Below are 14,702 nucleotides of genomic sequence, written 5' to 3' on the forward strand. Positions count from 1 at the left end.
TTAAAAAAAGTACTAGTTAAATAAATTTTCCCCTTATCATGAAAAGACTTATACTTACCCTAACACTAATGCTCTACAGTCTGCTGTTCTATTCGCAAGAACATGAATTGGCTGGAAAAGAAATGACTGCAAAAGAATTAGCCATTTTGAAAGCTAATGCAGCCTTATCCGATGTGGATTTTACAAAACGTTTTCCTTTGATAGGTGATGGTAAACCGATTCGAGGTGATATGACTTTCATAGCAAATAACAATATTAACTTGCATCGCACCAATCCACATAATGGAAATGCAAGTAATGGAAGAAGTAATCTAGTTTATGTAGATATAGACAACGATCCAAACACTTTTTCATCATCAGCAGCAACACTCAATGTTCCAAGTTGTGCTACGATCGTATATGCAGGGCTGTATTGGGCAGGGATATACCCATATGATACCTGGGAAAATGAAGGAGCTCCCAGCCCCGATTTCAATAAGATTAAGATAAAATTACCAGGGAATTCTAGTTACCAACAAATAGAGGCAGGAATATTAGACCCTAATGAAATAATCTTTAATAACGGAAGTGCTACGTCACGTCCTTATGTTTGTTATAAAGACATTACTAATATAATTAACAAAAATAGTCCGAACGGTGAATATATCGTTGCAGATGTCAGAGGGACAATAGGCCGAGACAGGGAAAGAGGTTTAGGTGGAGCAGCTGGATGGAATATTGTAATTATTTACAAAAACGAAAGAGATACAAGTAAAGAATTCTTTACATTCGATGGTTTTTCATCTATATCTAGTGGAAATAATAGGACAGTTAATATCAGTGGATTTAGAACAGTTCCTTTTGGTCCGGTTAATGCAAAAGTTTTAGTAGCAACTTTAGAAGGTGATAAAAGTATTACTGGTGATCAATTTATGATTCAACAGAGAAATACAGCAAGTTTTTCAACTATTTTTAGTTCAAACAATAATAATAATCCAAGTAATAACTTTTTTAATAGTTCTATAACCAATATTACTGGGGCTGGTAGTCATCAACATGTTACAAACAGGCGACCAAACAGTCGAAACACATTGGGGTATGATGCAGATATTTTTAAACTAGATAATGATACTAAGTCTATACTTACCAACAATCAAACCTCCACAAATTTACGATTTTCATCTACTGGAGATATTTACTGGCCTTTTTTGGTAGGGATGTCCATTGAAGTTATTGAACCAAAAATACGTATTTTAAAAACAGTAGAAGATGCAGCTGGAAATGATATGGCTGGGCAAACAATAGGTTTAGGTGAAGAGCTTTATTACAAATTAACTTTTGAAAATATAGGTACTGATAATGCGATAAATACAGTAATCTCCGATATTTTACCAGCTAATGCTGATTTAGTGATTGATCCATCAACAAATCAACCTTCTGATTTATCTGTGCCTTTAGGCGTTACTCATACTTATACACCTGCTTCAGGAACTACAGGCGGAACAATTACTTTTAGAAATCTTGATCATTTAGTTCGCAAACAATCCGGTAGAAGTGAAATTAGGTTCAGAGTTAAATTAGTAGAAACTTGTAATGATTTGAGGGATGCTTGTTCTGATGTCATTGAGAACCAAGCATTTGCAAGTTATAGTTTTGATGAAGGTGGTGGAGATAGAGTTATAAATGAATCTAGTATTTTTGGTCTTGATCCTTGTGATTCTGGCATTACAGGACCTACTAACTTTTTAGCAGATATCTCTGGTTGTACTTTTGAGCATGAAGCAGTCGTTTGTGATGGTAGAACAGTTAAATTAGTTGCAGCATCAGGGTTTCAAAGCTATGAATGGAGAAATGAGTCTAACGTAGTAGTAGGGAATTCTCAATCTCTTACGGTACGTTCTTCAGATGTAGGAGTCTATACTGTAACAACAACAGCAAAACCTGGTACGGGTTGTATAGAAAAAACGGAAATATTTAACGTTAAGTTAATAGGGGCTGCTTCAAATCCTATTGAATCTTCTTTTGATAATTATTTAAATAGTTGTACATCCAATAACTTAAAGTTAGGTGAAATATATTTGTGTGGTGATGGAAGCTTTCGTACCTTAAATACTGGTGTTGATACCTCTGATGGTTTAACAACAATACAATGGAAGAAAATGGTAGAGGGAAGTTGCCCAGATGTAACAAATAATTGTGCTAATCCTAATAATGCCTGTAATTGGAATGATGTGCCAGGGTCATCTAACCAAAGCTCAATTGATGTTTCAGAAGAAGGGAAGTACAAATTAAAAATAAATTACAATGGTGAATGTACTAGCATTTATTATTTTAATGTTTACAAATCTACATTATCACCAAATATTTCAAAAAAACATATAATTTGTGATACTAATGGTGAAATTACTGTTAATAATATACCAAATGGGTATGAGTACAAATTAGAAGGACCTGGAGGAGCTATATTTCCTTATCAAGGAACAGGTACATTTACGTCCATTGCAACACCAGGCGACTATACATTAAAAATAAGACGAATAAGTAGTTCAGCAGCGGCCTCTTGTGAATATACATTTCCAGGTATAAATATTAGGAAAGAAGTACTTGAGGTAACGGTATCAAAACAAGATATTTTATGTCATGGGGGAACATCACAGGTCTCTATAGGGGTAAATAATAACGTGCCGGGTAGATATACTTATCAGTTATTGCAAGGTACAGATGTAAAAGCAGAAAAATCTTTTAATGATAACCGCCCTGTTACATTAGATGTGCCCGGTGCAGGTACTTACCAAGTTAGTGTAAAAACACCACAATGTGATTATATTGAGGAAATTACAGTAAGTGAGCCAGATGAGTTAACATTATTGGCCACTAAAACTAAAGATATTACATGTTTAAATGGATCTTCAAATGGAATAATAGAGTTACAAGCCAATGGAGGTATAACTACAGGTGTCTATAGTTATGCTCTATGGAAAAAACAAGGAGTTGATTTATATACTAGTATTTCAGATATATTACCATCTGATTTATTAACTTCAACTACCTATACTATCCCTAATGGTGAAGAGGGTGAATACGTGTTTGTAGTAATTGATAGCAATAATTGTTTTGCATTTTCGAGTCCAATAAACGTTTCACTTGAAGCACCTATAACTTTTACGCCTTCTATAAAAGACATATCTTGTAGTGGCCAAGCAGATGGACAAATTATTATTAATACTAACGATAAAAAAGGGTATACTCTAGATTATAATATAGATAACGGATCAGGACCAGGATCATGGAATATTGATAATAAGTTTATTAATTTGGCACCAGGAACTTACACCGTTAATATAAGAGCTACAAGAGATACTTTTCAATGTTTTTATCAATTAACAGATTTAGTTATTAGTAATAAAACAGCTCCATCTGTAAATGCAAGTGTTACACAAAATATTGATTGTGTTACAAGCGGTGGACAGATAACTTTCACCGGTGCTACTGGAGGAACGAGCCCTTATACTTATATTGTTGGAACAGAACAGTCAACGACGAAGACGGTATTTGATAATTTAACCCATGGTGATTATATTGTTAAAATAAGAGATAATAATGGTTGCGAATCAACACCTCAAACTTTAACAATTGATCCCTTACCAATAATTCCTGAATTTACTTACGATGTAACGTATAATTGTGATGGTACTGGAAATGTTACGCTCAATGCTCCAGCAATTCCGGTTTTAATTTATACTTATACTGATCAATCTATAGGAACTGTAAATCCTACAGGTAATGTTTTCCAAAATTTAGCAGTAGGATCCCATAACATTATAGTAAAAACAGATAGAGCTTGTGATAAAATAGTCACTGTGAATGTTGCACCAGGTAACCAATTTGGAGGAAATTTTGTTGATAGCTCAAATAATTTTTGTTTAACAGGTGGAAGTGGAAAAATACAAATTACTGCAGAAAATTATCAAGGGGGTGATTATGAGTATTCTGTTAATGATGGAGTTAGTTGGGATGTAGCAACGACATCACCTTTTGAAATTGTTGGTCTTCCAGCAGGAAATTACGATGTAAAAATTAAGGATCAAGGATGTATAATTGATTTGGCAGATGTAACTATTGAAGACTTTCCAGAACTTGATGTGCAAGCTACATTGACACCTGCTACTTGTGATAGTGGTGCCATCATTACAGCAGAAGGATCTGGAGGTATTCCTCCTTATGAGTATCGAATAATTGGGGTTAATGGAGATGCTTGGCAAACTTCGCCTACATTTACAAACATACCACCGGGTACTACTTCAACTGATTATACGGTTGAAGTAAAAGATAGCCGTGATTGTAGTGAATGTATTTTTGATACTGCTGTAACGGGATGTACAGATCCAAAAATAGATAGCTCAACAAGTTTAAATGATTTATTTGTATTTGACTTTGATACCGTTATTGATGATCAATTTACAGCGACCTTAACTCCTGCTTTAAATATGCAAAGAGGAAACTTAATGTCTAAAAATAAAATTTCATTTTCAGAAAGTTTTAAATTAGATTTTCAGGTTAATCTTGGATCAAAAAAAGGAAACGGAGCAGATGGAATTACGTTTGTGTTTCACAATGACCCAAGAGGTTCTGCTGCTGTAGGTGATTCTGGAGGAGGTCTAGGTGCCTCAGGAATTCAAAATGGAATCGCTTTAGAAGTAGATACATGGAATAATGGACCACCTAAAAACGATATTGCCGATGATCATGGAGCAATTTTTGACACTGATAATGATGCGGCTTTAACAAGTCCAATCGGATTTTCAGAGTTAGAAGATGATAATTGGCATAGCGTTCAAATAACGTGGAACGTAATTACCAATACGCTGTCATACACTATTGATGGCGCTAATGCAGGGTCTCATACAAATTCAGATTTTATAAATACCTATTTCGGGGGGTCTGACGCTATTTATTTTGGTTTTACCTCTGCTACAGGAGCGGCTAACAATAGACATCGAATTAGATTCAATGATTTTTGTAAACAAATTCCTTATTGTCCTATAAGATGTCAAGAGGTTTGTTCAGAAACTGATTCTACTGTAGTTACGGTAAATGCACCGATAGTAGTTACGCATACAGCAACACCGGTAGACTGTTATGACGGCTCAAATGGAGAAATTGTAGTAAATGTTGATCAAGGACTTAAAGACTATATGTTTAGAATTGATGGCGGTCCTTGGATAGAGCCAGTACCAAAAGATGCATCGACTCATACCTTTACAGGACTTTCACCAGCTACATATAGTATAGAAGTTAAAGATGGTGCAGGTTGTATTTCAGTAGCATCTTCTCATACAATCAATCAACAATTATCGGCTTCAGAAGCAATTAAAAACGTTACCTGTACCCCAGGTAGTGTAACTATAAATGCTACTGGTGGTGATGGAAGTTATGAGTTTGCTATTATAGAAACAGGTAGTGGTGCTACACCAGTTTACGGAGCTGTAAACCCATTACCTATAACAACATCAGGAAGTTATGACTATTTTGTTAAAGATGGCTTAGGATGTGTATTTACAAAGACCGTTAATGTTCAACTTGTAGCAACTTTAAATGTTACAACCAATATAACACAGCCCAGCTGTATTGGCGATAATGGAAGTATAGAAGTTGTAATCGCTGGAGGTTTAGCTCCCTATACAATTAATTTTGATGGAACAAATTTAGCATCAGGAGTAACATTACAGTCTGGTTTGGCACCTGGTGACTATCCAATACTAGTTACAGATGCTAATGGCTGTACTTTTGGACCATTTACCGAAACAATAAACACATTAACAAGAGTTGCCAGCACAGCAAGTAAAACAACAGACTTTACTTGTAACACTGATGGAGTGATTACATTTACAGCTGCTACTGGCGGAACACCTCCTTATACTTATGGATTTAACGGTGTTTATAGTGATGACTTAGTATATGATAATTTAACTGATGGGACATATGTATTAACAGTTAAAGATGATAAAGGATGTACAGAAGCTGTAGATACGATAGTAATTGATCCTTTACCAATAATTCCTGAATTTACTTACGATGTAACGTATAATTGTGATGGAACTGGAAATGTTACGCTTAATGCACCAGCAGCTCCGGTTTTAATTTATACTTATACAGATCAATCTATAGGAACTGTAAACCCTACAGGTAATGTGTTCCAAAACTTGGCGGTAGGAACTCATAATATTATAGTAAAAACAGATAGAGCTTGTGATAGAATTGTTGCAGTAACAGTTGAGGCTGATAAAGAGTTTAAAGGTCAAATATCTAATAGTGAAAACCCTTCCTGTAATGGTGGATCCGATGGAGAAATTATCATAACAGCATCTAATTTTAATGGCTCTTATCAATACAATGTAAATAGCACAGGTTGGAACACAACAAGTACTGCTCAAACCACTATTTCAGGTTTAACAGCAGGTGCCTATAATATTCAGATAAGACCTGATGCTAGTTCATTAGCGGTTTGTACTATTGATCTGCTTCCAGTACCAACATTAGTGGAACCAACTGCGTTATTAGCCCCTACGGTTAATGTGATCAAAGACGTAACATGTTCAAATCCAACTGATGCTAGTATCAGACTAACAGATGCAGCAGGAACCTCTGGAACTACACCTAATTTAGGCGGAACACCTCCTTACAAATACAGTATTGATGGAGGAGCATCATTCCCATTCCCAGTAAGTGAAAATGTATTTGATTTACCTCCGGGCAACTATACTTTCGTAGTAGAAGATGCTAATGGATGTACTTCACCCCCAACCGTTCATACAATAGATCCGGCGGAGAATATTGTTTTTACTGCGGTACCAACCAATTGCTATGACGGTACGAATGGTGAAATAGTAATAAATGTTACAGGAGGAAATGGAGAATATCAATTTATTTTAAATGGCGCTTCACCTCAAACACCTTCACCAATAAGTTCAGGTACATATACTTTTTCAGGATTATCTCCAGCAACCTACACGGTAGATGTTGTTGATAAAGCGGGTTGTACTGGAATTCAGAAAACTGTTACCATACATAAGCAAGTTACAGCTTCATATACGATTGAAGACGTTACCTGTAATGATGGAAATATTACGGTAAATGGGCAAGGAGGAGATAGTAGTTATCAATATGCAATCGTTGGAGTTGGCAGTGGAGCAACACCTAGTTTTGGAACTACTAATATTTTCCCTATCACAAGTCCAGGTGATTATGAATATTTCGTACGAGATGGATCGTTGTGTGAATATTCTGAAGTAGTTACTGTTAATCAAGTTCCTAATCCAACATTTACGTTAGCATTACCAAACGCAGAACATGAATGTAACAAAGAAACAGAATCGATTAATGTTGCTATTTCAGATGGTAAAGGACCTTATACTATTACGATAACAGATGGAGGAACATACAATAATAATGTTGTAACTGAAAATTTAAATCATTCATTTCATTCATTACCAGCAGGGAACTATGAAGTAAATGTTACAGACGCTAACTTATGTTCTCCAGGTAGTCAGTTCATTGAAATTTTTGAGTTACCTGAATTAACAGCTACAATTTCAGGAAGACTTCCTTCTACTTGTGTTAATTTTATTGATGATAGCAGTCAATATGGATTTGAATATGATTTATCAGGGACTACTTTACCAGTAGCACCATATATTCTTCAATTGCGCAGGTTAGATGGAACCTGGACTGCAGATCATACTGAAAATATATTTTTAAATATACCACCTGGTACATCAGTGGATCCAGCTATGAGAATTGTAAACGCTTCAGGTGACGTTATTTGTCTAGAGTTTTTAGAAAGATTTGAAACCCCATTTATTGTTGATGGATTAATAATAAATCCAATTGCAAATCCTTCAGATTGTTCAACAGGGTTTAGTGTTACAGTAGAGGCAGTAGGTGGTGTTGGACCTTTTGAATTTGCTATTGACGATATTACTGTATGGGTTGGACCTGATACTTCTAGTCCACCACCATTACCTCCAGCGCCTGTACCTTCGCAGGATCGTACTTTTACCTTTACAAATTTAGTACCTGGTCGTACTTATGATTTTTATGTAAAAGATACTAATGAAAATGCAGGTGGAGCAATACCAGGAGATCCAAGTGATGATTGTATTAAACTAAACGATGAAAAACTTGAATTTAAATCAAGTGTTCCAATTACGCCTGTTGTAGATTCTAATCAATGTAATACAGCAACGAGTTCATCAGCTACAGGAGAAATTACTTTTAATATAGATACTTCAGACCCAAATGTTACTTCTCCATTTACTTGGACGTTATTTAAGCGTGATGCCCTTAGTGTAGGAATTCCAGTTGCAGCTTTTGTTAATGTACTTCATAATTATACCGGTAATGCTACAAGTGTAGTGGCTACTGGATTAGATGAAGGAGAGTATTACATTGATATAACTTCAGGTGCTTCAGGTGTTTGTTCTTGGTCAAGTGAAGATACCTTAATCAAAAAAGGAGAACCAATAACAGGAAATGTTAATGTTGGAAATGATATATCTTGTGGACAAAGCGGTGTTATAAATATTACAAACGTTAGAGGAGGTTTTCCAGGTTATACATTCCAACTTAATGTAACGAATGCTACTGGTATTACAACACCAACATCACTAACTTCAATAGAAATACCTTATGCAAATGTGACAAATGTTGCATTACCTGTAGGTGTAGAAGTTACAGCAGTAGATTCTAATGGATGTTCTGATATCATTGGAAATGTAATCTTGAATGTAAGCCAATTACCTGTCATTAATTCGGTTAATTTAAATAGTTGTGGTGTAAATAATTCAATAACAATTGAAATGGCAAGCGGTTTAGCTCCATATCAATATTCTACTGATAATGGTGTAACATATACACCATCTTCATCAGATAGTCCCTATATAATTGCGGGAGTAGCAGAGGGTAATTATGATATAGTTGTGAGAGATGCAAATGGTTGTGAAAGTGTTAGTCAGCCTTTAACAATTCATCCAGATATTGATTTCAATTTATCGGTTTCTCAAAATCTTAATTGTGTACCGGGTGAAGCAGTCATAGATATTGAAGTATTATCTGGTGGACCAAGCAATTTCACTTATACGATTGCTGGTATTTCAGGAGGTGCAGTTACACCGGCAACAAATGCTGGAAATATAATAGGAGTTTCATCCACAGTATCACACACTGTAAACGCAGAAGGTGTATACAGAATAGAAGTAACAGATATGGCCTCTGGCTGTGTTGATTCTAAGGAAGTTACAGTAGCTCCTGTAATTAATCCAGATTTTATAGTGGAAGCAACTCAAAATAATAAATGTGATGGTTCTAATGCAGGTGAAATAAGAATTACTGAGTCAACAAACGCCAGTAGTCCTTCAGACTACACAATTTTTGTGGTAAGTGGAGGTCCTTATTCAGGTACCATAGATACCAGTGATTTAACCTTCAAAAACCTTCCTGAAGGGCAATACACAATTACTGGAACGAGTACCGTTAATGGTTGTTCAACCACAAGTCCAATCATTGAAATTAAAGAATTAGACCCAATTGAGGTAGTAACTTCAATTAACGATGCTTTTCCTGTTACTGAATTTGGTTGTACATCGGGTAATATTATGAATCAAGCTGTAATTACAGCAATTCCTTCAGAATTGAAAGGAGGTTCAGGAATCTATAACTATAACTTTGTTTACACACCGAATTCCGGTACTCAAGAAACTCTTGATTTACCTAATGGAACAACGCCTTTACAATTTACAACAATGAATGTTTCTGGCGGTCCAGTGGTTATTACAGTTACAGATAGTGAAGGTTGTACAGGTGTGTTTAATACACAAATTTTACCATTTAACGAGATAAGTAATGTTCGTGCAGATATAGATAAACTTATTGATTGTAATACTGGTGACAATATTACCATATTGTACGATGTAACTCCATCAGGAGCTACACCAAATGTAGAGTTCAGTGTTACAGGAATAAATGGTACAAGTTTTGCAAAGCTAACACAAAGCACGCCTTCATTTACAAATCTTCCAACAGGAACCTATGAAATAGAAGTTCATAATACAAATACAGGCTGTAAAGCAGTAGGAGTACATCAAGTAAACCCTGCCCCTGTATTTACTTTAAGCTTAAACCCTTTAAGCAATGTTTCATGTAAAGGGGATACCGACGGTTCTTTTGAATTCGCTTTTAGCGCGACTCCACCTTATACAGGAAATTATGATTATCGTGTATTTAATACAAATGGAACAACCGTTACAACAGATGATACTCAAGTTGGATCTTTAACAACGGGCGTATCTGGAAGTTCAACAGTGACCGGTTTGGGAGCGGGAACATACTATGTAATTGTAGTACAAAACCCTGATAGTCCATTTTGTACTATAACCTCTAATACTATTGAAATTGAAGAATCAGACATCGCCTTAACATTATCGGCGGTGCAAACACCGGTAAAATGTCATAATGGCAATGATGGAAAAATTGTTGCAGAAGCTTTTAACGGATGGGGTGGTTATAGATTTAAATTAGATCCTCTCACAGGAACTTCACCCGCTGTACCTTATTCAGGTTCTGATACTTTTAATAATTTAGCTTTCGGAGATTATAGAGTAACTGTAATAGATGCAAACGGTTGTGAGCAATTTCAAGATGTAACAGTAGGAAATCCTGCTCTTGTTGAGTTTACTTTAACTAAAGATGATAATTCATGTGATTTAACAACAGGTGGTAGCATTACTGTTATACCTACGGGAGGATCTGGTGACTATATTTTTGAATTAGTTGACCCAAGTACAGGGGAGACTATTAGAACAGAAGAAGGAACAGGTTCAGGAGTACCTTTTACATTCCCCGATTTAGCTCCTAATACGTACGAAGTAAATGTAAGAGATACTAATAATTGTTCTGCGGCAAGTCAGCCTGCACAAACATTGTTTAATAATCTTGAGTTTAATGTGTTACCAACTAAGGATATTGATTGTAGTACGTCAAGTCCAGATGGAGAAGTTACCGTTACGATTTCATCAGGTTCAGGGTCTTATGAATACGAAGTGAAAACTAGTGCAGGCGGAGATTTAGTACCTAGAATAGGTACCGGTGGTAATACGGTTACATTTAATGTACCTTCTACAGATACCTATACTGTGCGAGTTTTTGATACGGGTGCAACACCTAATTGTTCTCGTGAACAAGATATTACAATTCATCCGAAGAAAGATGCTCAGTTTACGTTAGCAGCTAGTGTAAATAATATTTGTAATGGAACTGCCTTAGGAGAAATTACAATCAATGAGGTTAACAATGGTATTAATCCATTGACGTATACCATTTCTCCAGATCCAAATGGAATAGGTGCAACAAACGAAAAGGTATTTGTAAATTTACCAGCGGGTATATATACGATAACAGGAGTGGGTACAAATAATTGTAGTCATAATGATGTTATAGAAATTGAAGAAAACAATCTTATTGAATTATCTAGCGCAGCTACGGTCACACCTTTTGGTTGTACTTCAGGAAATGAAACAAATTTAGCGACTGTAACAGTAGATCCAGCTTTAATAACAGGAGGAACAAATGTATATAGTAGTTATTCTTTTATATACACAGCTAATAACGGTACGGTTCAACAACTACTAAATAGCGCAACACCTTCGTTTAATGCAGTAGACCAGTCTGGAGGAACTGTTCAGATAATTGTTTATGACAGTAATAATTGTGAAGGCACTGCGTCTGTAGTTATTCCTGAATTTAATGCGATATCAAATCCAACTGTTGCAGTTGATAAACCAATTTATTGTACCACTGGAGAGGAAATAACCATTAGTTTCACTTCTGTGTCTTCAGTTGCAAATGTAGAGTATAGCGTTGAAGGTGTTAATGGAACAATTTTCCCTAAGGTAACTCAAACGTCTGGTACTACAACAAACCCGGAGAAGTTTATTGGCTTAGGAACAGGTGAGTACACTATTGAGGTTTATAATCCAGACACAGGGTGTAAAATAACGACGTCATATCGTGTAGGAAATCCTCCTGTATATACTATTGGTATATCCAAGAAAAACAGTGTTACTTGTTTAGGATCACCTACTGGATCATTTGATTTTGATTTAAATTCGAGTATCCCTTATACGTTAAGTTATGATTATAATATTGTTAATGCTAACACTGGCTTAACCACTGGAATCACTGGATCAGCATTAGGGTCAGCAGGTGCAATAACTGTTAATGGTTTATTAGCTGGAGTTTACCGTGTTGTTATAACACAAACTGATGCTCCATTCTGTCAAATTACATCAGATGATATTACCATTGAACAGCCTGCAACAGCATTAAAGTTGAATATGAAACCAAATTTAATAAGTTGTGTGAGTCCTACTTCAGGTCAAGTTGAATTAGATGCTTCAGGTGGTTGGGGATCATACGATTATCAATTGGTTAACGTATCAGCTGGAAATACAATAGTTCAGAGTTTTGATAAAAATAATATCATAAACGGATTAGCTGCTGGTGAATATGAAGCTTCAGTAAGAGATTCAAATGGATGTATCGAATCTGACACTTTTATATTGCTAGACCCAACACCAATTACAGCTATTCCAGTAGTTACAACAAACCTTTGTAATGGAGAAGAAACTGCCATAATAACGGTTACGAACACTACAGGAGGGCAAGGAGCCCCACCGTCATATAGGTATACATTAACTATGCCTAATGGAATAACAACAGATAGACAAGAAACTAATGTATTTACAGGCCTAAGAGAAGGAGTATATCAGATAACAGTCCATGATGAGTATTCATGTTCTAGTAGTCCTATTCCTGTGACGATTACAGATCCTTCAATGGTTGTAGCAACCGCAAATCTTAAAGAATTAATTACCTGTGATAGAAATCAAGCTGTTATTGAGGTAAGTGGTTCTGGAGGAACGGGTGGATATACCTTTAGTACTGATGGAGTTAATTTTGTCGCTGGGAATACATTTAATGTAGATCCAGGTACGCATAATTTCTATGTGAAAGATGCTAACCAATGTATTTCTCCACGACCTGATATTGTTACGGTAGCAGACTATGTTGATTTGGAAGCAAGAATTAATGTTGATTCAGGATTCGTAACATGTAATGGAGATGAAAATGGAGCGCTTTCAGCTGACGTTAGTGGAGGGCTTCAAACTTATGAGTTCGAGTTATTAGATGGTGGAGGAACAGTTGTTCAACCACGTCAAAATAGTAATTTATTTTCAGATTTAGGTGTAGGTACTTATAAGATTAAAGTATATAGTTCAAATCCAAATGGAGATGTTTGTACAGCTGAAACAGCTACCGTAGAAATAGAACAACCAGATCCACTGATGGTATCAGAGTCTCACACAGATGTTGGTTGTAATGGAGGAAATGATGGTAGTATTACAGTAAATGCAATTGGAGGAAATGGTGATTATGAATATAACATAATCGGAATGTCACCAAACAATCCTAGCTCTTTCCCTAATAATAAATTTGTAAAAGACCGTGTTTTCAATGACTTGTACCCAGATACGTATACCATAACGATTAAAGATAAAGTAGGTTGTTATGAAGTATTAGAGGTAATCATAGGAGAACCAACTGATTTAAATATTATTTCAACGAATGTTAACAATCAGGTTTGTATTTCAGATCCAGGCCCTAGTTTCACAATGAATGTTACGGGGGGGGCTTTAGCGGGCACAACAGCATCGTATATTTTAACTTTAAACGGAAGACCCATTTCAGGAACTTTCTCTGAAGGAATAATAACTTTAGATGCTAGTCATGGAGTTGAAAGCGGTAATAGATATGTTGTCTCTATTTTACCTGTTGGCAGTACTTGTGAGCCTAAAGAAGTTCCTTTTGAAACAGAAGAAGCAATTGAGCTACTTTTAGACTATAAACTATCTTATAACTGTCCAACTGGAAACACTCTAGATGTTGGAGTTCAAGATAAATATAAAGATGTAGTTGTTTATTCTTTGTATGACGGTGGTGGCTTAATTGATACGAATGATACTGGTTTATTTAGTAACTTACCTGCTGGTAATAATTATAAAGTAGAAGCAGAGCATATAAGTAAAGGATGTCCAGTTTCAAAAGATGTAGAAGAGATAAGAGAATTTAAAGCCTTAGAACTTTTTGTTGATGATTCTGAAAAGAATAAACTTATTGCGTCAGGTAATTTTGGACTTCCTCCATACGAATATAGTTTTGATGGTGGCAGTTTTAGCCCAGATAATGAAATGTTAATTCTAGAAACTAGAGATTACAAAGTAATCGTTAGAGATGATAGAGGTTGTGAGGAAGAAGTGATTATCGAAGGAGTTTATATTACAATTGAAGTTCCTAATATATTTACACCTGATGGTGATGGAGTAAATGATACTTGGTACCCTATTAATGTTGAAGATTACCACGATGTTAAAGTTCATATATATGACAGATATAGTCGTGGGATAACCAAATATGAAGGCCCAGGAGGAAGTCATAAACATAGAAGTGGCAGAATCGCTACACTTCAAGGGTCACACGAAGGTTGGGATGGAACTTATGAAGGAGTGGCACTTCCTTCAGGTGATTACTGGTATACGATTTATTTTAAAGAGTTATCAGGGCAAGAAAGACAAATAATGGGGCATTTCACACTATATAGATAGAAGAGA

General features: G+C 35.7%; 1 protein-coding gene. It reads left to right on the plus strand.

From position 1 onward, the window contains the following. Window positions 1-38 precede the first annotated feature (38 nt). Window positions 39-14,696 carry a lectin-like domain-containing protein gene (locus AC2GW8_RS15130; RefSeq protein WP_440880716.1) on the plus strand — a complete coding sequence of 4,886 codons (14,658 nt, stop codon included), beginning with the start codon at window positions 39-41 and terminating at the stop codon, window positions 14,694-14,696. Window positions 14,697-14,702 lie beyond the last annotated feature (6 nt).

The organism is Tenacibaculum profundi (genome assembly GCF_057162725.1).